The 20,655-nt window shown below is 70.0% G+C and carries 17 protein-coding genes; 8 read left to right on the top strand and 9 right to left on the bottom strand.

What is annotated here, in order from left to right; translation table 11 throughout:
• Positions 1-161: 161 nt before the first annotated feature.
• Positions 162-2,480, bottom strand: coding sequence for a hypothetical protein (locus tag WBA97_RS30565; protein WP_424234430.1), 2,319 nt, complete (start codon positions 2,478-2,480; stop codon positions 162-164).
• 172 nt (positions 2,481-2,652) lie between these two features.
• A complete protein-coding gene (locus WBA97_RS30560) occupies positions 2,653-2,814 on the bottom strand; it encodes a hypothetical protein (protein ID WP_424234429.1) in 162 nt (53 codons plus the stop codon).
• Between the two features lie 237 nt (positions 2,815-3,051).
• On the opposite strand from WBA97_RS30560, the gene WBA97_RS30555 reads away from it, so the two are divergent.
• Positions 3,052-4,200, top strand: a complete 1,149-nt coding sequence (locus WBA97_RS30555; protein ID WP_424234428.1) for a pyridoxal phosphate-dependent aminotransferase — start codon at positions 3,052-3,054, stop codon at positions 4,198-4,200.
• Between the two features lie 25 nt (positions 4,201-4,225).
• Here the strand turns inward: WBA97_RS30555 and WBA97_RS30550 are convergent, their stop codons facing one another.
• Positions 4,226-5,446: a threonine synthase gene (locus WBA97_RS30550; RefSeq protein WP_424234427.1), complete on the bottom strand. Its 1,221-nt coding sequence runs from the start codon at positions 5,444-5,446 to the stop codon at positions 4,226-4,228.
• Positions 5,447-5,663: 217 nt separating this feature from the next.
• Here WBA97_RS30550 and WBA97_RS30545 point away from each other — a divergent pair, with 217 nt between their 5' ends.
• From WBA97_RS30545 to WBA97_RS30520, 6 genes are all read left to right on the top strand, one after another.
• A complete protein-coding gene (locus tag WBA97_RS30545; RefSeq protein ID WP_424234426.1) occupies positions 5,664-6,299 on the top strand; it encodes a GntR family transcriptional regulator in 636 nt (211 codons plus the stop codon).
• A 284-nt stretch (positions 6,300-6,583) separates the two neighbouring features.
• Complete coding sequence (locus tag WBA97_RS30540; protein WP_424234425.1) at positions 6,584-9,817, top strand: DUF2961 domain-containing protein; 3,234 nt, start codon at positions 6,584-6,586, stop codon at positions 9,815-9,817.
• Between the two features lie 16 nt (positions 9,818-9,833).
• Positions 9,834-9,977, top strand: coding sequence for a hypothetical protein (locus WBA97_RS30535; protein ID WP_424234424.1), 144 nt, complete (start codon positions 9,834-9,836; stop codon positions 9,975-9,977).
• A 29-nt stretch (positions 9,978-10,006) separates the two neighbouring features.
• Positions 10,007-11,494, top strand: coding sequence for an FG-GAP repeat domain-containing protein (locus WBA97_RS30530; protein ID WP_424234423.1), 1,488 nt, complete (start codon positions 10,007-10,009; stop codon positions 11,492-11,494).
• Positions 11,495-11,505: 11 nt separating this feature from the next.
• Positions 11,506-13,545, top strand: coding sequence for an N-acetylmuramoyl-L-alanine amidase (locus WBA97_RS30525; RefSeq protein WP_424234422.1), 2,040 nt, complete (start codon positions 11,506-11,508; stop codon positions 13,543-13,545).
• A 10-nt stretch (positions 13,546-13,555) separates the two neighbouring features.
• On the top strand, positions 13,556-15,427 hold the full coding sequence (locus WBA97_RS30520) for an FG-GAP-like repeat-containing protein (protein WP_424234421.1): 1,872 nt from the start codon (positions 13,556-13,558) through the stop codon (positions 15,425-15,427).
• 102 nt (positions 15,428-15,529) lie between these two features.
• Here the strand turns inward: WBA97_RS30520 and WBA97_RS30515 are convergent, their stop codons facing one another.
• From WBA97_RS30515 to pcaH, 6 genes are all read right to left on the bottom strand, one after another.
• Positions 15,530-16,780, bottom strand: a complete 1,251-nt coding sequence (locus tag WBA97_RS30515; protein ID WP_424234420.1) for an NYN domain-containing protein — start codon at positions 16,778-16,780, stop codon at positions 15,530-15,532.
• 62 nt (positions 16,781-16,842) lie between these two features.
• Positions 16,843-17,463, bottom strand: a complete 621-nt coding sequence (locus tag WBA97_RS30510; RefSeq protein ID WP_424234419.1) for a 3-oxoacid CoA-transferase subunit B — start codon at positions 17,461-17,463, stop codon at positions 16,843-16,845.
• Positions 17,460-18,155, bottom strand: a complete 696-nt coding sequence (locus WBA97_RS30505) for a 3-oxoacid CoA-transferase subunit A (RefSeq protein WP_424234418.1) — start codon at positions 18,153-18,155, stop codon at positions 17,460-17,462. The genes WBA97_RS30510 and WBA97_RS30505 overlap by 4 nt, the downstream gene beginning before the upstream one ends.
• Positions 18,152-18,490, bottom strand: a complete 339-nt coding sequence (locus tag WBA97_RS30500; protein WP_424234417.1) for a hypothetical protein — start codon at positions 18,488-18,490, stop codon at positions 18,152-18,154. The genes WBA97_RS30505 and WBA97_RS30500 overlap by 4 nt, the downstream gene beginning before the upstream one ends.
• Positions 18,487-19,008 carry a protocatechuate 3,4-dioxygenase subunit alpha gene (gene pcaG, locus WBA97_RS30495; protein ID WP_424234416.1) on the bottom strand — a complete coding sequence of 174 codons (522 nt, stop codon included), beginning with the start codon at positions 19,006-19,008 and terminating at the stop codon, positions 18,487-18,489. Before pcaG ends, WBA97_RS30500 begins: the two co-directional genes overlap by 4 nt.
• Positions 19,005-19,781: a protocatechuate 3,4-dioxygenase subunit beta gene (gene pcaH, locus WBA97_RS30490; RefSeq protein WP_424234415.1), complete on the bottom strand. Its 777-nt coding sequence runs from the start codon at positions 19,779-19,781 to the stop codon at positions 19,005-19,007. The genes pcaG and pcaH overlap by 4 nt, the downstream gene beginning before the upstream one ends.
• A gap of 69 nt (positions 19,782-19,850) precedes the next feature.
• Between pcaH and WBA97_RS30485 the strand changes: the two genes are divergently transcribed.
• The gene (locus WBA97_RS30485; RefSeq protein WP_424234414.1) at positions 19,851-20,612 is read left to right on the top strand and encodes an IclR family transcriptional regulator; all 762 of its coding nucleotides are present in this window, start codon (positions 19,851-19,853) and stop codon (positions 20,610-20,612) included.
• Positions 20,613-20,655: the final 43 nt, after the last annotated feature.

The raw sequence follows: 20,655 nt of genomic DNA, 5'->3' as shown, positions 1-20,655 counted from the left end.
GAACCCGCGAGTCCACGGTTCGCAACCCGCGAGTCCAACCCGCACGACCGGTGAGTTCAACGCGGACAATCTCCCCGCGCGTTCCCGAACTGTAGGTTCGGCGGTCCGGAAGCGTGGACTCGCGGGTCCGGAAGCGTGGACTCGCGGGGTTGTTGTGTGGGTCAGACCTGCGGTACGAGCGCGTAGCCGGTGTTCGAGCCGCTGCTGATCGCGGTGGCGGCCGGCAGTCCCTGGACCTGGACGGGTGACTTCGCGTCCTCGTCGAGCGGCACCGCGGTGGTACCGAGCGCTCCCGAGAAGTTCGCGCCCCACGACCACACCGTGCCGTCGGTGCGCAGGACGTAGGCGCCGTTGTCGTGGCTCGCGATTCGGCTCGCGCCGGTGATCGACGCCTGGACTGGCATCCGGCTGATGCAGAAGAAGTTGCCGCAGCCCTCGCCGTTGCCGAGTTGTCCGTGGTAGTTCAGACCCCAGCCCCACACGGTGCCGTCAGAGCGCATGGCGTAGCCGTTCTCCCAGCCGCCCGTGACCCCGGTCGCGTCGGTCAGCCCCGTGATCCGCACCGGCGACAGCGCGACGCACGCCACATCCGGCACGCACTCCTCGCCGTTGCCGAGCTGGCCGAAGCCGTTGTCGCCCCAAGCCCACACCGTGCCGTCCTCGCCGCGCAGCGCGTAGCCGCCCATTGAGCCACCGGAGATCGCCGTGACGCCGGTCAGGCCGGACACCTGGACGGGCACGGTCGAATCCTCGTCGTAGGTGCCGTCGCCGAGTGAGCCGTAGCCGATGCCCCATGCCCACACGGTGCCGTCCGCGCGGAGCGCGTACCCGTTGTCGTGCAAGCGGTTCCCGGCGATCGCGACGACATCGGCCAGTCCGGTCACCCGTACCGGGACGTTGGAGTGGTCGTGGGTGCCGTTGCCGAGCACGCCGTGCCAGTTCGCGCCCCAGGCCCAGACCGTGCCGTCGCTCCGCAGTGCGAACGCGTACCCGCCGCCTGCTGCGATCGCGGTCACCCCGGTCAACCCGGTCACCGGGACCGGCACCCGCGAGCCGCCGTAGGCCGCGTTGGACCAGCCGTTGCCCAGTTGCCCGCTGTAGTTGTCGCCCCACGCCCAGACCGTCCCGTCGGCACGTAGTGCGTAACCGTTGCCGTTGCCGCCGACGACGGACCGCGCACCGGACAGCCCGACCACCCGTGCGGGCACCGCGGAGTGGCGGACACCGGCCGTTGTGGCCAGCGGCCCCCGGCCCCACGAGTACACGCAGTCGGTCGTGCAGGGGTCCTCGTCGAACACGACGAACGCCCCGGCGACGTCCGCCACCAGGTGGATCTTCCCGGCGTGGTTGTGGAACGCGACACCGTGGTCGGTCGCGAACGCGACGTCGGCCGCGTTCGCGACCGTCTGGCCGGGGGACACGTTCAGCGTCGAGGCGAGCGGGATGTTGCCGATCGGTGGGAACGCGGTCACGTAGGTCCTGGCCGTCGCCGCGACGCCGGTGACGTTGAGCAGTACGCCGACCGACGAGGCGGGCACCTGGCCGTCGAGGTCCACCATGATGCCGCTGGCCGGGCCGACCGGTCCGGTTGCTCCGCCGGTGCCGTCACGGGTGTCGAGCACTCGGGTCGGGGCCAGCGGCACGAACGCGGCGCCGTACTCCGGGGTGTAGAAGCCGGTGACGTCCACGAGGAGGTTGACCGAGCCGCTGTGGTTGTAGAGGTTCACCTTCCGGTTCGCGCCGACGGCCACGGTGACCAGATTGGGCCGGATGTCACCGGCGTCGGTGTTCAGGCTCGACGCGGTCGGCCGGGCGGTGCCTGCGGGCCACGCGGTGACGAACGTCGCCGCGGTCGGCGAGACCGCGGTCAGGTTGACCGTCACCGCCGTCGCCGAGGCGGGGATCCGGCCGGTCAGGTCGACCACGCGCGTCGCGCCAGGACCGAACGGCCCGCCGGCCGTGCGGGTGTCCAGCGCCCGGTCGGGCGACAACGGCGTGAACCCGGCGCCCCCGCCCGTGCCGTAGTGACCGGCGAGGTCGGCGACCAGGTGGACGCTGCCGCTGTTGTTGAAGAGGCTGACCTTCCGGCCCGCGCCCAGCGCGACGGTCACCTGGTTCGCACGCACGTCGCCGGCGACCAGGTTGATGTTCGACGCCGTGGGCCGCGCGGCACCGCCGGGGAAGACCGTGACGAACGTGGCCGCCGTTGGGCTCACGCCGGTGACGTTGAGGACGACCGCGGTCGCACTCGCGGGCACCCGCGCCGCGAGGTCGAGCGTGACGACCCGCCCGGCACCGACCGGTCCCGTCGGGGCGCCGGTGCCGGTGTGGGTGTCCAGCACTCGCACCGGGGACACCGGTGTGTACTTCGACGCGGGCGCGACCGGGTCGGCGGTGGGTGCCGCGGCTGCCGGCTGGCCGGCGAGCAGGAGCCCCGCGGCGACCAACGCGGTCAGGGCAGCGGGCAGTGATCGATGCATCAGGTGAACCCCCGTGAGACAGGTCCCCCGACCCGCCGAAGACTCTATTGGCTGTCCACCTTGGGACACACGCCGCCGTTCGGCGTAGAGGTCGTCCCCCTGCTGCACGTGGTCCGATTTCGGCGGACGACGGCACGGCGCAGCCGGCGGCAGTCGACCGCCGGCCCGGCGGTCAGTCGACGGCGCTCTTGAGGAAGGTGATGATGGCCTCGAGTCCGTCCCCGACCCAGCCGAGGATCGCCTGTACCCCATCACCCAACTGGGTGGGATGGGCGATCAGCGTGTAGATCAGGACGGCCGCCGCCGCGAGCAGCAAGACCTTCTTGGGTTTCATCCGCGCCTCGACTCGCCCTTTCCGCAGGTTATGTCTCGCACCATTCTGCTGCTTCGACGGTAGGCGATGGTGCGGGTAGGTGATCAATAGCCCCATCAGGTGACACTCGGCCTGCGTCCGATAGGGGGACCCGCGGCCACCGTCGAGCCTGCCTGCCGCCCGCGGTGAACTGCTCACCTGATCCGTACGTATCCACGGCAACGGGGCGCGCCCGACGACCGGAACGGAAGTGATCGTGTGGACTCGGGGTTGTTCCAGCAGACCGCTCACAGCCCGTCGTTCTTCGAGCTGTCCAGGCGGTTGGGGGAGCACGGCAGGCAGCTGGTCGACTTCTGTATCCCCTGCAACCCGTATTTCCCCACGTCGGAGATGTTCGACGAGCTGGCCGCCAACCTGGAGATGATGCTCAAGTTCTACCCCAGCGACGCCGACACGATCAGCCACCAGCTCGCCAGGGTGCTCGGGCTCAACCCGGCCACGCTGGCGATGGCCAACGGGTCGACCGAGCTCATCACGTGGATGGACCACCTGTGGATCCACGAGAGCATCGCGATCCCGATCCCGACCTTCGGGCGCTGGACCGACCAGCCGATGGAGACCGGCAAGCGGGTCGACATGTTCCCGCTGCGGGAGGTGGACTTCTTCCAGCTCAGCGTGGACGAGTACATCCGGTTCATCCGGGCGCGCGGTTCGCGGGTCGCGGTGCTGTGCAACCCCAACAACCCCGACGGCGGGTACCTGCCGCGCCGCGAGGTGGTGCGGTTCATGGACGAGCTGTCCGACCTCGACCTCGTGGTGATCGACGAGTCGTTCATCGACTTCGTCGAGGCCGAGCCCGCGCCGTCGGTGGCCCTCGAAGCAGCGATCCGGCCGAACGTGGTGGTGCTCAAGAGCCTCGGCAAGAACTTCGGGCTGCACGGCATCCGCTTCGGCTACCTGGTCGCGAACCCCGGCCTGGCGCGGAAGATGCGCGGCACCCTGCCGAAGTGGAACCTGAACTCGCTCGCCGAGATGATCGTGTTCATGCTCGGCGCGCACGCCGCCGAGTACCGGGAGAGCCTGCGGCTGCTGGCCCGCGACCGGTACAGCATGGGCATGCGGCTCGCGCGCGTGCCCGAGCTGTCGGTGTACTCGTCGCAGGCGAACTTCCTGCTGGTCAAGCTCGGTCCCGGGGTGGACGGCACCGGGTTGCGCGACCACCTGATCAACCGCCACCAGGTGTTCATCCGTGAGTGCGGCAACAAGCTGGGGATGAGCAACCAGTTCGTGCGCCTGGTCGTCCGGCCGCAGCACGACGTGGCCCGCCTGATGGACGGGATCGACGACTACCTGCAGCCCAGCTGGGACGACGAGCTGTCCCGCCGCCGCGACGCGCAGAGCGCGTGATCACGTAACCCGGATGGCCTGACCGTCACAACGGCAGCACCGCCTCCTTCGCCAGCAACGGCGGGTCCTCGTAGGCCGCCGTGTGGGGGTACTTCAGGTCGCTGCCGGTGTTGAGCACCACGACCTCCTCCGACCCGTCCAGCCACCCGCTCGCCCGCAGCCGCGACACCGCCGTGAGCGTGGCGGCGCCCTCCGGGCACATCAGCACGCCCTCGATCGCCGCGCACTCCGCCTGCGCGGCAAGGATGTCCGCGTCGTCGACCGCGATCGCGGTGCCGCCGGTGTCGCGGATCGCCGAGAGGATCAGGAAGTCACCGATGGCGCTCGGCACGTTGATGCCGAACGCCGCGGTCTCCGCGTTCTCCCACGGTGCCGCGGTCTCCGCGCCCTCCTCGAAGGCCCGCACGATCGGTGCCACGCCCGAGGACTGCACGGCCACCAGCCGCGGCAGCCTTCCGGTGAGCCAGCCGAGCGCGACCAGCTCGTCGAGTGCCTTGCGGATGCCGATCAGCCCGACGCCGCCGCCGGTGGGGTAGACGATCACGTCCGGTGTCCGCCAGCCGAGCTGTTCGACGATCTCGAGGCCCATCGTCTTCTTGCCCTCGATGCGGTAGGGCTCCTTGAGCGTGGCGGTGTTGAACCAGCCGTCGGCCACGGCCTGCGCGGCGAGCTTGCCCGCGTCGCCGATCAGACCGTCCACGATGAACAGTCGCGCGCCGGCCATCGCGCACTCCATGCGGGTGATCCTCGGCGCGTCCTGCGGCATCACGATCAGCGACTCGAGGCCCGCGCGTGCCGCGTAGGTCGCCCATGCGGCACCCGCGTTCCCGTTGGTGGGCATGGTGATCCGCTCGATGCCCAGTTCCAGCGCACGGGAGACGCCGACCGAGGCACCACGTGCCTTGAAGCTGCCGGTCGGCAGCAGGCCCTCGTCCTTCACGAGCAGGTCCGGCACGCCGATCCGGGCACCGTAGGACCGCAGCGGCAGGATCGGTGTCATCCCCTCGCCGAGCGACACCACGTGCCTGTGCTCGCGGACGGGCAGCAGCTCGCGGTAGCGCCACAGGTCGCCCCGCCGGGCCGCGATGTCCGAGGTGGACACGGTGCGCGCGACCAGGTCGAGGTCGTAGCGGACGAGCAGCGGCGTGCCGCACTCGCACAGGTTCCGCGGCTTGTCGGCCTCGTACCGCGTGCCGCACCGGCCGCATTCCAGGTGGGACAGTGCGCTGTGCCATGGCTCTGCCAACGGGTCTCCTAGCGCTGGTCGGCGCAACCGGGTCGGCGGCCGTTCCATCCGTTCTAGCACCGCGATCTTGGCGGAGGCAATACTCGATTTTAGATCCAATATTGCGAGACGATCATCCGATCTGCTCGCACGGCGCTGACGGCGGCTCGGTACCGTGATCCGGTCACTGACCAGCGGGAGGACGGCGATGTCGCTGCCGAGGAGCACCCTGAGCAGCATGGCGTACGGTGAGCTGCGCCAGGCGATCCTCAGTGGGCGGTTGGCGCCGGGCTCACATGTGACCGTGCGCCCGCTCTGCGAGGAGTTCGGCCTGTCGGCGACGCCGGTGAAGGCGGCGCTGACGGCGCTGGAGCGGGAGGGCTTCCTCGTGCTCCACCCCCATCGCGGGTTCTTCGTGCCGGAGGTCGACCGGGACGACTTGCAGGAGCTCTACGAGCTGCGCGAGGTGCTGGACGGCATCGCGGCCCGCCGTGCCGCGGCCCTGCCGTCGCGGGATGGGCTCGTGGCGCGGCTGAACGAGTTGCTTGCGGCGCAGGCGGCCGAGGTCGAGGCGCGGAACCTGGCCGGGTACGGCGACCTCGATGTGCGGTTCCACCAGGAGATCCTGATCGCCGCGGGGAACCGGCGGCTGCAGCACGTCGCCGAGAACATGATCGGGCAGCTGCGGCTGGGCCGGGCCACCTCAGCCCGGGTACCCGGGCGGCCGCCCGCCGCGCTCGTCGAGCACCGGGAGATCGTGGCCGCCATCGCCGCCGGGCAACAGCAGCAGGCCGAGCGCCTCGCCAGGCGGCACGTCCGCAAGTCGGCCAACGCGCTGGACCGCCACCTAGACCGCGGCGGCCGCGCGTCCTGACCCCACGCGAGTCCACGGTTCAGAACCCGCGAGTCCACGGTTCGGGACCCGCGAGTCCACGTTTCAGAACCCGCGAGTCCACGTTTCGGGACCCGCGAGTCTTCGGTTCGGGCCGCTGAGATGGCGGTTCGGGCGGCGTGGATCCGACTCGTTGTGAATCAGTACCGCCATCTAGCCTATTGACGTCACTCAGTCACCAATCGGACACTTAGCCACTCGGGTAAACGATTACTCGGGTCCGTATCGACCGTCCCTGCCTCGCGGTTGATCGAAAGGTGTCCTCGATGTCGAGACTCGCCGTCCTGCTTTGCGCTGCCCTCGTCGTGCTCGGGCTGGGGCCGCCCGCCGCTGCCGGTGCCGAGCCGCGCGCCGGGAACGGGGCCGTCGGGTGGGATACCTACCGGCGCCTGGACCTCCTCCCCGACCTCGCCGGGGGGTCGCAGACCAAGCAGTTCTCCAGCTTCGCGCGGAACGGGACCAACGACGACGGGTTCGTCGGGCGGTACTCGTGCCTGCGTACCAACGGGCCGGGCTGTGTGCTCGCCGAGGACCGAGGGCCCGGCGAGATCCAGTCGATCTGGTTCACGCGGGACGAAGGGAACGTGACCGCGACCGGGAACATCAGGATCGTGCTCGACGGGGTCACCGTCCTCGACGCGAACCTGCAGCGCGTGGTCGATGGGGACCTCGGGGCTCCCTTCGCGTTCCCGCTCGTCACCAACGCCGACCAGACCTCCGGCGGCGTCACCATCAAGATTCCCATGCCCTACCGGGACTCGATGGTCGTCACCACCACCAACAACCCGCTCTTCTACCACGTCGGGTACCGGGAGTTCACCGACGCCGCCGGGATCACCCGCTTCAACCCCGAGGACCCGGCGAACGACGTGATCTCGTCGCTGCGCAACGCTGGCCGCCAGGACCCCAAGCCCGCCCAGCCGGGGGCCGCCACGGTCAGCGCCACGGTCTCGCCGGGGGCAGGCGGGTCGGCCACGATCGCGAACCTCGCCGGGCCGGCCGCGGTCACCGCGGTGCGCGTCCGGGTGCCCGACAACCTGGCCACCGAGGCGAACCTGAACGGGCTCCGGCTTCGCGCCACCTTCGACGGGCGGTCCACCGTTGACGCGCCGCTCGGTGAGTTCTTCGGCGCCGGGCTCGGGGAGCGGGAGGTCCGCTCGCTGATGTTCTCCATGGACGCCGCGGCGGGCGGGTGGTACAGCGCCTGGTGGATGATGCCCTACGCGAACGGCGCGACCATCAGCATCGCCAACACCACCGGCGCGACCATCAGCGGCCTCCAGACCGAGGTCACGCACGCGCCGAACGGCAAGTGGGCCACCGAACTCGCGGCTGGCGGCAACGCCGGGTACTTCACCACCCAGTCCCGTGCCGGCAACACCACGCAGGCCCGTGACTGGGTGATCGCCGACCAGCCGGGGCGCGGGCGGCTGGTCGGGGTCACGCAGGTCGTGCGGAACTCGGTCGCCGGTGGCAACGAACGCGGCTACCTCGAGGGCGACGAGCGCATCCAGGTCGACGGGTCGCTGACCCCGCAGATCCACGGCACCGGCACCGAGGACTTCTACGAGTCCGGCTGGTACTTCAACCGCGGCGAGTACAGCGGGGTCTTCACCGGAAACACCGGTCACCGCGTCCGCACCGGCGCGTGCGCGGTCGAGTGCGACTCCATGTACCGGCTGCAGATCGGCGACGCCGTCTCCTACTCGACCGGGCTGCGGTTCGGGATCGAGCACGGGGCGCAGAACGACATGCCCGTCGCCGAGAGCACCACGGCCTTCCTCTACACCAAGCCACAACTGGCAAGTCGTACCACCGACACGATCGTCGTCGGTGACGCGGGCAGCCGGTCCGCGCACTCCTACACCGAGTCCGGCGCCGCATCGCAGTACGGGCTGACCGGCGTGTACGAGGGCGACGACGACCACAACGGGGTGACCGACCAGGTCCGGTCGACCGGCGGCGCCATCAGCTTCCGGCTCGCCGTCGACCCCGGCAACCAGGGGGTGCGGATCAGGCGCACCAGCGACCAGAACGCCGCGTACCAGACCGCGGCCGTGACCGTCGACGGGGCGGCCGCCGGGACGTGGGTGCAGGCGCTCGGCAACCAGTCGCAGCGCTGGCTCGACGACGACTTCACGCTGCCGCCGTCGCTGACCGGGGGCAAGTCGGCGATCACCGTTCGGCTCGTGCCCAGTGGGCAGGCGTGGACCGCCGGCCGGTACGCGGCCGTCAACCTGGTCGCGCCGTTCACCGACACCACGCCGCCGAGCGGGGTCGCCACCCCGGCGGTCGGCGGGCGCACGCACGCGGTCGCGCTGAGCTGGCCGCCCGCCACCGACAACGTCGGCGTCGCCGCCTACCGCGTGTACGCCTCGGCCGACTCGTCCGTGCCGATCACGGGCGGCAACCTGGTCGGCACCAGCACCACGCCCAGCTTCCGGCACGGGCCCCTGCCCGCGAACACGACCCGGCACTACCGCGTGGTCGCGGTCGACCGGGCAGGCAACGCCGGGGCCGCGTCCGGTGTGGCCGGCGCGACGACCTCGTTCCCGGTCACGACCGACGTCAACGGGGACCGCCGCGACGACGCCGTGCTGTTCACCCAGGGCTCGACCAACGACGTCTACACCGCGACCTCGTCGGGCAGTGCCTTCGGGGCCAGAGCCAAGGGGCACGACTCCTTCTCCCTGACCGGTGAGGTGCCGCTGACCGGCGACTTCAACGGCGACGGCCGCTCGGACATCGCGACGTTCACCCGAGGCGACGCCGCCGACGTGTACGTCGCGCTGTCCAACGGATCCGGGTTCACCGGCGGGTCGACGAAGTGGCACGACTACTTCGCCGTGGGCACCGAGAAGCCCGCCGTCGGCGACGTGAACGGGGACGGCCGCGACGACATCATCACGTTCACCTGCGGCAGCGCCGGGGACGTCTACGTCGCGCTGTCGAACGGTTCGAGCTTCGGGCCGGGGGTGAAGTGGTCCGACAGCTTCTGCATCAACGACGAACGGCCCTCGGTCGGTGACTTCGACGGCGACGGCCGCGACGACGTGGTGACGTTCACCGGCGGCACCCGGGGCGACGCGTACGTGTCGCTGTCCAACGGTGGCGCGTTCGTGCAGGAAGGCTGGCTCTGGCACGACAACTTCGCGGTCGGCACCGAACTGGCCGGTGCGGCCGACGTGAACGGGGACGGCCGCGACGACGTCGTCACGTTCACCCGCGGCACCACGGCGGACGTCTTCGTGTCGCTTTCGGACGGTGGCCGGTTCGTGCAGAACGCCTGGAAGTGGCACGACTTCTTCGCGGTCGGTACCGAGCTGCCCGGCCTCGGTGACGTCAACGGCGACGGAAGGGCCGACGTCCTGACTTTCACGCACAACGCGGCAGCGGACGTGTTCGTGGCGACCTCGACCGGCTCGGCCTTCGCGGGCACCACCGTCAAGTGGCACGACGACTTCGGCACCGCCGCCGAGATCCCCCGCCCGACCATCTGACCCAACGGGGAAACCTATGCACGCCAGCAGAGTCATGGCGGCCGTGTCCGCGGTCGCCCTCCTGCCCATCGCCGCGGGCATCGCCGCCGCGGCACAGAAGACCCCGGACGGGCCAAGTGGCACGACCTTCTTCGGCCTGAACGGCGAACGAGTCCTCTAGAGAAACCCTGCTGAGACAAAGGATTCGCGATGAGAAGTTGGAGACGCGGCGCGCTCGTCGGCATCGCCGCGCTGGCACTGGCGGGAATGGGGCTGCCCGCAGCAGCCGCACCCGCCGACCCATCGGCCCCCGGCGACCACGTGCCGCTGACGGTCGAACCGCTGGCCTGTTCGAGCATCCCGGCCAACCACGACCCGAACGTGATCAAGGTCGTCTACCAGGTCGGCCTGGACCGCAGCGTGTCGCAGAAGGTCATGCTCGCCGCGTTCGAGGCCGGCTGGGTCGAGTCGCACATGAACAACCTGAACTGCGGCGACAAGGACTCCCTCGGCGTCTTCCAGCAACGGCCAAGCCAGGGCTGGGGCACGCCGGAGCAGATCATGAACGTGTCGTACGCGGCCACCCAGTTCTTCGTACAGGCGCAGCGCAACGAGCCGCTGTACCCCAGCTACACGGCGGGCCTGCTCGCGCAGAGCGTGCAGCGGTCGTGCTGCCCGGAACGCTACGACCAGGCCGAGGGCAGGGCCCGCGCCATGATGGACGAGGCACGTGGTCTCGTCGGCGGCGCGCGGGCGTTCACCGGCTCGCCGACCGACTTCAACGGCGACGGCCGCGACGACATCGTCACGTTCAACCAGGGCACCCTGGGTGATGTCTATGTCGCGCTGTCCAACGGATCCGGGTTCGCGGGCACATCGGTGAAGTGGCACGAGTTCTTCGCGCCCGGCGGGGAGACGCCGCTGACCGGTGACTTCGACGGGGATGGCCGCGACGACATCGTCGCCTTCACCCATGGCTCGCTCAACGACGTGTACGTGGCGCTGTCGAACGGTTCCTCGTTCGGGCCCGGCGTGAAGTGGCACGACTTCTTCGGCCTCGGCGGCGAGGTGCCCTCGGTCGGGGACGTGAACGGCGACGGCCGCGACGACATCGTCACGTTCACCCGCAACAACCTCGCGGATGTCTATGTCGCCTTGTCGACCGGCACGTCGTTCGCGGCTTCGGTGAAGTGGCACGACTTCTTCGGGCTCGCGGGCGAGGTGCCAGGGGTCGGTGACGTCAACGGTGACGGCAAGGCCGACATCGTGGTGTTCACCAACAACGCGGCCGCGGACGTGTACGTCGCGACCTCTACCGGCACCGGGTTCTCCGGCACCACGGTGAAGTGGCACGAGTTCTTCTCCGTCGGCGGGGAGTCGCCGCGCATCGGTGACTTCAACGGCGACGGCAAGGCCGACATCGCGACGTTCACCAACAACGCCGCCGCGGACGTGTACGTCGCCACCTCGACCGGCACCGGGTTCGCGGGCACGACCGTCAAGTGGCACGACTTCTTCGCGCTCGGTGGCGAGTTCCCCTACACCGGAGACTTCGACGGGGACGGCCGTGACGACGTCGTCACGTTCACCAAGGGCTCGCTGAACGACGTCTACGTCGGGCTGTCGAGCGGCTCCGGCTTCGCGGGCGGCGCCAAGTGGCACGAGTTCTTCGGTCTCAACGGCGAAATCACTCTGTAGAGGAGCGGGACATGAAGAGACGCCTTGCGGCCCTCGGCACAGCGCTGACTGTCGTCGCGGGACTGATGAGCACCCCGGTCGCGGCCGCGGAGCCGGAGCGGGGGCCGGTCAACGCTGCGTTCGCCGCGGCGGCGAGCGAGTTCGACGTGCCCCGCGACCTGATGGTGGCCGTCGGCTACGGTGAGACGCACCTCGACGGGCACGGCGGCGAACCCAGCCAGGACAACGGGTACGGCGTGATGCACCTGGTGAGCAACCCGTCGCGGCAGACCCTCGAACAGGCGGCGGAGCTGACCGGCGAGCAGGTCGGTGCGCTGAAGAAGGACACCGCCGCCAACATCCGGGGCGGTGCGGCCGTGTTGCGGTCGCTGGCCGACAAGGCCGGGCTGTCCGAGGAGGACCGGAACCGGATCGCGGCCTGGTACCCGGTCGTCGCGCGGTACGGCGGCGCCACCGACGACGTCGTGGCGAGGCTGTACGCGGACACCGTGTACGACCTGCTGTCCGATGGCATGCAGGTCCGCACCCCCGACGGTGAGCCGGTCGAGGTGGCGCCCTATCCGTCGGCACCGGAACGCGGCCGGTTCGAGAAGGTCACCTCGGGCGGGGTGTCCGCACAGGGTCTGGACTACCCGAACTCGCGGTGGGTCGCCGCGAACGGTGCCAACTACAGTGCGGGCCGGTCCGCCGCGATCAACCTGGTCGTCATCCATGTGACACAGGGGTCCTACGCGGGCACCGTGTCGTGGTTCCAGAACCCGTCGTCCGGTGTCAGCGCCCACTACGTCGTGCGGTCGTCCGACGGCGAGATCACCCAGATGGTCCGCGACGGCGACACCGCCTACCACGTGCGGTCGGCCAACTCGCGGTCGCTCGGCATCGAGCACGAGGGCTTCGTGGACAACCCGTCCTGGTTCACCGACTCGATGTACCGGTCGTCCGCGGCGCTCACGAAGTGGCTGTGCGAGCGGCACGGGCTGCCGAAGACGCGCCAGTACATCCAGGGCCACAACCAGATCCCCGGCAACGACCACACCGACCCCGGCCCGCACTGGAACTGGGACTACTACATGAGCCTCGTCAACAGTGGCGGCGGCTCGGCGGGTGTCTACACGGGATCGAACACCGACTTCAACGGTGACGGCCGCGACGACATCGTCACGTTCAACCGGGGCACGCTGGGCGATGTCTATGTGGCGTTGTCCAACGGGTCCGGGTTTGCGGGCACATCGGTGCAGTGGCACGAGTTCTTCGCGCCTGGCGGGGAGACGCCGTTGACCGGTGACTTCGACGGGGACGGCAAAGACGACATCGTCACCTTCACGCACGGGACGTTGAACGACGTCTACGTCGCGCTGTCGACCGGCTCGGCGTTCGGCGCGGGGGTGAAGTGGCACGACTTCTTCGGGCTGGCGGGAGAGGTGCCCGCCGTGGGTGACGTGAACGGTGACGGTAAGGACGACGTCATCACGTTCACCCGCAACAACCTCGCGGATGTCTATGTCGCCTTGTCGACGGGCACGTCGTTCGCGGCGTCGGTGAAGTGGCACGACTTCTTCGGCCTCGCCGGGGAGACGCCGGGCGTCGGGGACTTCGACGGCGACGGCAAGGACGACATCGCGGTGTTCAACCAGGGCACGCTGGCGGACGTGTACGTGGCTCTGTCCAACGGGTCGGCGTTCACCGGCACCACCGTGAAGTGGCACGACTTCTTCTCCGTCGCGGGCGAGGCGCCGAGGATCGGCGACTTCAACGGTGACGGTAAGGACGACATCGCCACGTTCACCCTGAACGCGGCGGCGGACGTGTACGTGGCCACCTCGACCGGCACCGGGTTCTCCGGCACCACGGTGAAGTGGAACGACTTCTTCGGCCTCGGCGGGGAGTTCCCGTACCCGGGCGACGCCAACGGTGACGGCAAGGACGACATCCTCTCGTTCACCAAGGGCTCGCTGAACGACGTGTACGTCGGTGTGTCGACCGGCACCGGCTTCGCGGGCGGCGCCAAGTGGCACGACTTCTTCGGTCTCAACGGCGAAGTAACCCTCTAAGGAGAACGTGATGGGCAAGGGGCTGCGCCTGCTGGCGCTCGTGCTCGTGTTGACCGGGCTCATGGCGGCGCCTGCCGGCGCGGCCCCCGCCCCGCCGACGGTTTCGGCGGGGAACTTCATCCGCGTCTACGACCCGTCGGTCGGGGAGTCGGAGCAGTGGTACTACAACGACCACACGCTCGTCCGGGACGTGGTCACCGGGACGTGGCACGTATACGCGATCACGCACGCGGAACCGGCGAACCCGTTGGACGAGAAGAGCTTCGGGCACGCGACAGCGCCATCGCCGAACGGGCCGTGGACGAAACGGCCGTTCGCGCTGACCGCCGACCCGGCGCTCGGTGAGAGCCACATCTGGGCGCCGCACGTCATCCACCACAACGGCGTCTACTACATGTACTACGCGGGCGGCACCCCGGACCACGCCGCGTACCGGATGCACCTCGCGACCTCGACCGACCTGAACAACTGGACCCGCAGCGCGGCGAACCCGCTGTTCACCGACGGCTTCGACGCCCGCGACCCGATGGTGACGCGGGTCGGGCCGCAGTGGGTCATGTACTACACGGCCAACAGCACCCCGACGGGCGGCAACCACCAGGTGGCGTACCGGACCTCGACCGACCTCGTGCACTGGAGCGGGAAACAGGTCGCGTTCTCCCACGCCGCGTCAGGCACGTTCGGCGGGCCGACGGAGTCGCCGTTCGTGGTGTTCCGCGGCGGCTGGTGGTACCTGTCGATCTGCTGCGACTCCGGGTACAAGGACACCAGGGTGTACCGCAGCCGCGACCCGTTCCACTTCTCGGTCAACGACCTGGCCGGGCGCGTCGACGCGCACGCCGCGGAGATCGTCACCGAGCCGTCCGGCGCGACGTGGGTGACCGGCGCCGGGTGGGGGCAGGGCGGGCTGCACGTCGCGCCGCTGTCGTTCAACTCCGCGTACGCGGGTGTGTTCACCGGCTCGCACGCGGACTTCAACGGCGACGGCCGCGACGACGTGGTCACGTTCACGCACGACCCGCTGGCGGATGTCTACGTCGCGTTGTCGAACGGCACCGGTTTCGTGGGCACCACGGTGAAGTGGCACGACTTCTTCGCGCTGTCGGGTGAGACGCCGCTGACGGGTGACTTCAACGGCGACGGCCGCGACGACATCGTGACGTTCACACACGGGTCGCTGTCCGATGTCCATGTCGCCCTGTCGACGGGTTCGTCGTTCGGCGCGGCGGCGAAGTGGCACGACTTCTTCGCGATCGACGGCGAGGTACCGTCGGTCGGCGACGTGAACGGCGACGGCCGCGACGACATCATCACGTTCACCCGCAACAACCTGGCCGACGTGTACGTGGCGCTGTCGACCGGATCGGGGTTCGCGGCGTCGGCCAAGTGGCACGACTTCTTCGGCATCGCCGGTGAGTCACCGGGGTTGGCGGACGTGAACGGCGACGGCCGGGACGACATCGTGACCTTCACACACGGCGCCCAGGCCGACGTCCATGTCGCCCTGTCGACGGGTTCGTTGTTCGGCGCGTCGGCGAAGTGGCACGACTCGTTCGCGGCCGGGCTCGCGGACCCACGCCTCGGCGACGTGAACGGCGACGGCAAGGCGGACATCATCCAGTTCAGCCGCGATGGCATCGTCCACGTTGGACTGTCGACCGGCAGCGGCTTCGGCACACCGAGGAAGTGGCACGACTTCTTCGCGCCACAGGGCGAGTTCCCGTACGTTGGCGACTACAACGGCGACGGCAAGGACGACGTGGTGACGTTCACGAAGCTGTCCGGCGCGGACACCTACGTCGCCCTGTCGACCGGCACGGCCTTCGGCCCGGGCCCGAAGTGGCACGAGTTCTTCGGGCTACCGGGCGAAACCACGCTCTAGTGCCTCGTCAAGGTGAAGTGGGTCGTTTGCGCCTGGGCAGCGGAGAAACGTGCCCTCTTCGCCTTGACGGGGCACTAGCAGTGATGCCTGAAAGCGGGACGCTCAATGACCTGAAAGCGTCTTCCGGGGCGCAGGCGCGAGCCAGCCGCGGATCTCCGCGCGTTCGTTGTCCGACAACACCATCGGCACGTTCGTGGTCAGCGCGAGGACGTTCTCCGCGAACGCCTCGGCGAGTTTCGCGGCGTCCAGGCCCGGGTGCGGCCACACGATCCCCTGGTGTCGCAGGCCGACTACCACGAAGTGCACCGCGGGCCGGGACACCGGGCGGCCCAGCTCCGCGCACCGGTCCCGTGCCCTGCGTTCCGCCTCGGCTTGGTCGCCGTCGCCGTCGGTGTCGCCGACCTCGGCGAGCACACAGAACAGCGTCGCGTACGTCTCCGGGGACAGCATCGGCGCGTCGACGAGCCTGCTGACCCGGTCCACCACCTCGGACATGTTCAGCGCGGCCTGCGCGCTCGCCGTGTGCCGGGTCGGGTCGTACAGCCAGCCCGGCGACCGCCTGCTGTCGACGCGGAGGTGCTCGTTGGTCATCTGCGCGATGAACTTGCCGAAACTTCCGCTGCCCGCCCAGCTCGTGGTGTCGACCGACATGCCGACGGCCTTGCGGACCTCGTGCGCCACCCTGGCCATCACGACCGGTTCCGCCGCCGATGACACCAGATCCAGCACCACCCGCTGCATCTGCTGCCGCAGTTCGTCCAGCTCGATCGGTGCCGGCGCGGGCGCGGAGTCGTCCTCGACCGCGAGGCCGAGTGCCTCGTCAAGGAACACCGAGTCGGGGATCGCGAAGTCGCACGCCGCCTGCAACGCCGCCGCGGCGGGTCCGCTGACCAGCATGGCGGTGCGGCGGTCGTGCTCCCGTAATCGGAGCAGCACGGGCGTGAAGTCGGCGTCGACCGACAGGACGATGAACTCGTCGTACCGCTCCGGGTGCGTGAGCGTGTCGAGGATGTCCAGCACCATGTGGATGTCGGCGCTGTTCTTGCCCATCGTGGTCAGCGCGGGACAGTCGACGACCCGGAACCCGGCGCGGGTGAAGTACGGCCGGAACTGCCCGGATCGCGCGGGTTCCAGGTAGCAGATCCGCCGCAGCAGCTTGCGTGGCTGGTCGTCGAGGTCGACCACCAGCGGGCCCAGGGTCCGCTCCATCCACTGCACCCACCGCGCGGGCTGGGTCGCGAACCGCCGCCCCGCCTCCGGGCTCGACTCGCACAGGCCGCGGTGCACGTTCTCGAAGTCGACGAAGAGCGCGGCTCTGCGGTGACCGTCCGCCGCGAGCTTTCTGGCGTACACCGATCGACCCCCACGCCCGTTGGGACTCCCACAGTTTACGCATCGCTGTCACACCAGCGTTGTTACAGGCCGAGCTTGTCGCGGAGGTCGGTTTCCTCGATGCCGTGGGTCTCCCGGATCTCCACCCCGTTCTCGCCGACGAGGAACACGCCGTAGTCGGTGTACACGCGGCTCACGCAACGCAGGCCGGTGAGCGGGTACGTGCAGGACGGCACGAGCTTGGGCACACCGGCGTCGGTGAAGAGCGTCATCATCACGTACACCTGCTTCGCGCCGATCGCGAGATCCATCGCGCCGCCCACCGCGGGGATGGCGTCGGGCTTGCCGGTGTGCCAGTTCGCGAGGTCGCCGGTGAAGGAGACCTGGAACGCGCCAAGCACGCACACGTCGAGGTGCCCGCCGCGCATCATCGCGAACGAGTCGGCGTGGTGGAAGTACGACGAGCCGGGGGTTTCGGTGACCGGCACCTTGCCCGCGTTGATCAGGTCCGGGTCCACCTCGTCGCCCCGCGCGGCACCGCCCATGCCGAGCATGCCGTTCTCGGTGTGCAGGATGACGCCGGAGTCCGGCGCCAGGTAGTCCGCCACGAGCGTGGGCTGCCCGATGCCGAGGTTCACATACGAGCCGGGTGGGATGTCGGCGGCCACCAGCTTCGCGATATCGCCACGATCGAGACGGTTCATCCCGCCGCTCCTTCTTCCGTCGGCACAACGGGCGACGGGCACGCCACCAGCCGGTTCACGAAGATCCCCGGCGTCACCACCACCTCAGGGTCCAGCGAACCGGGTTCGGTCACCGACAGCACCTGCGCGACGGTCAGCGTCGCGGCCGTCGCCATGACAGGGCCGAAGTTGCGGGCCGTCTTGCGGTACACCAGGTTCCCCAGCGTGTCGCCCTGGTGCGCCTTGATCAACGCGACGTCGCCGCGGATCGGGTACTCCAGCACGTACTCGCGGCCGTCGATGGTCCGCGTCTCCCTGCCATCGGCGAGCGGGGTGCCGACGCCGGTCGGGCAGTAGAACGCGCCGATCCCCGCACCCGCCGCGCGCAGCCGCTCGGCCAGGTTGCCCTGCGGCACCACGTCCAGCTCGATCTTCCCCGAGCGGTACAACTCGTCGAACACGTACGAGTCCTTCTGCCGGGGGAAGGAACACACGATCCGCCGGACCTGGCCCGCGGCGAGCAGCGCGGCGAGCCCGTGCGACCCGTTGCCCGCGTTGTTCGACACGATCGTGAGGTCCTTGGCCCCGGCCCGGCGCAACGCGTCGATCAGCTCCACCGGCTGGCCCGCGGTGCCGAAGCCGCCGACGAGCACCGTCGCCCCGTCGGAGATCCCGGCGACGGCCTCGTCGGTGGACTCACAGATGGTGCTCACGCCACGTTCTCCAGCACGACCGCGAGCCCCTGACCCACTCCGATGCAGATCGCGGCCACGCCCCAGCGGTGCCCGCCTTCGCGCAGGACCTTCGCCAGCGTGCCCAGGATCCGGCCACCCGACGCGCCGAGCGGGCCCACGTTGCGGTTGTCCTCGCCCGCGCCGTTCGCGAGGCCGAACGTCACCTCGTCGACGTCGGCCGGGGCCAGCCCGGGGGTGCGGTCGGCGATGGCCGCCAGCACGGTCGCGGCGAGGTCGTCCGGCCGCTCCTTGGCCAGCCCACCGTCGAACCTGCCGAACGGCGTGCGGACCGCGTCGTACAAGAAAGCCGTCATGAATGTCCAGGGTAGGCAATGAACACCGTCTCCCCGTCACCCTGTAGCACCACGTCGAACCGCAGCCCGTCGGAGTCCTTCACGGCCACCAGCGTGTCCCGGCGGTCCGGGGGGACCGACAGCAGGAACGGGTCGCTCGCGCCCGGCAGGTAGACGCGGGTGAACAGCCGGTTCATGAGGCCGCGGGCGAACACGGTCATCGCGATGAACGGTGCGCCGGGGGTGACCGTGGTGAACGAGTACCGGCCCGCGTTGTCGGTGCCCGCCCGGCCCCAGCCGGTGAACGTGTAGCCGTCGCGGTGCAGTGACCCGCCGACGCGTGGCACGGTCCCGTCGCGGTCGGCCTGCCAGATCTCCAGCAGCGCGTCCGGTACCGGCGCGCCCGACCCGTCCAGGACCTCGCCGTGCAGGCGGATCGCGTCCGGGTGGCCCTTCGGCACCAGGTCGGGGCCGCCATCGAAGGGGAGCGCGTAGCCGTAGAACGGGCCGACGGTCTGGCCCGGCGTCGCGGCGCTCACGACTCGCTCCACGTGCGGTGGCCGCCGGTGAGCACGATGTCCCAGCGGTAGCCGGTGGCGTACTCGGCCATGGTGACGTCGTGGTCGTAGGCCGCGATCAGCCGGTCCCTGGCCTTCGGGTCGACGATCGACTGGTAGATCGGGTCGAGCCCGAACAGCGGGTCGCCGGGGAAGTACATCTGCGTCACCATCCGCTGCGTGAACTCGGTGCCGAACAGCGAGAAGTGGATGTGCGCGGGCCGCCACGCGTTCGCGTGGTTGCGCCACGGGTACGGGCCCGGCTTGATCGTCTGGAACCGGTAGGAGCCGTCCTGGCCGGTGAGGCAGCGGCCGACACCGGTGAAGTTCGGGTCCAGCGGTGCCGGGTGCTGGTCGCGCTGGTGGAGGTACCGCCCCGCCGCGTTCGCCTGCCAGACCTCCACCAGCTGGCCCGCCACCGGCCTGCCGTCGCCGTCGATGACCCGGCCGGTCACCACGATCCGCTCGCCGATGGGCTCACCGGTGTGCTGGATGGTCAGGTCGGCCTCGAGCTGGTCGACGTCCTGGGGGCCGAACACGGGCGCGAACAGCTCGACCGCCTCGGGATCGGCCTGGTGGAGCGACTTCGTTGGGTGGCGCAGGATGCTGCTGCGGTAGGGCGCGTAGTCGAGCCGGGGCTGGGTCTCCTTTCCTGTGCGCGTCGCGGCGACCGCCGCGATCTCGGCACTGATCTCCGCCTGCGTCGCTGCCGCGGCGTCCGACGACGCCGTGACACGCGGAACTGCTCCTGTCACGACGACCACGCTAGGCCGGATCGATGCGGGGTGCGAAACTTCGATTTCACTGAGCGGAAGGACGGCCGGGTGGCGGGTAACAGCGCACGACCGGGCACCACGGTGGCGTCGCGCGTGCTGGCCGTGCTGGGCACGTTCGACGACGAGCACCGCGCCATGACCCTCACCGTGCTCGCGAAGCGCGCGGACCTGCCGATCGCGACCGCGTTCCGGCTGGTCGGCGAGCTGGTCGCGTGGGGCGCGCTGGTGCGGCGGGACTCCGGTGAGTATGTGGTCGGGCGGCGGCTGTGGGACCTCGGGCTGCTGGCGCCGGTCCAGTCGGGGCTGCGGCAGGTCGCGTCGCCGTTCCTGCACGACCTCTACGGCGCCACGCTCGCGACCGTGCACCTCGCGGTCCGCGACGGCACGTCGGTGCTCTACATCGACCGGCTGGCCGGGCACGTGTCGGTGCCGGTCGTCAGCGACGTCGGGTCGCGGCTGCCCATGCACGCGACCGGCGTCGGCAAGGTGCTGCTCGCGCACGCGCCCGACGACGTGCTGGCGCAGGTGCTCCGCAACCTCACCCGCGTCACCGCCTACACGATCACCCAGCCGGGACGGCTGCGTGCCGAGTTGCGGCGCGTGCACCGCGACGGGTTCGCCCAGACCAGCGAGGAGATGAGCCTCGGCGCGTGCTCGGTCGCCGTGCCGATCGCGACGCCGGACGGTTCGGTCGTGGCGGCGCTCGGCATCGTCGTGCCTCGGCTCGGCCGCGACCGGTCCCGGCTCGTCGCCGCGCTTCAGGTGGCGGCACAGGGCGTCGGCCGGAGCATCGATCCGGCCAGGCCCTAGAGGGCGCGCGAATAGGGACGGGCATCCACCGACCCTATTCGCG

Source organism: Actinophytocola sp. (genome assembly GCF_049647105.1).
Taxonomy (GTDB): Bacteria; Actinomycetota; Actinomycetes; order Mycobacteriales; family Pseudonocardiaceae; genus Actinophytocola.
This window is presented reverse-complemented; position numbering and strand designations above follow the sequence as displayed.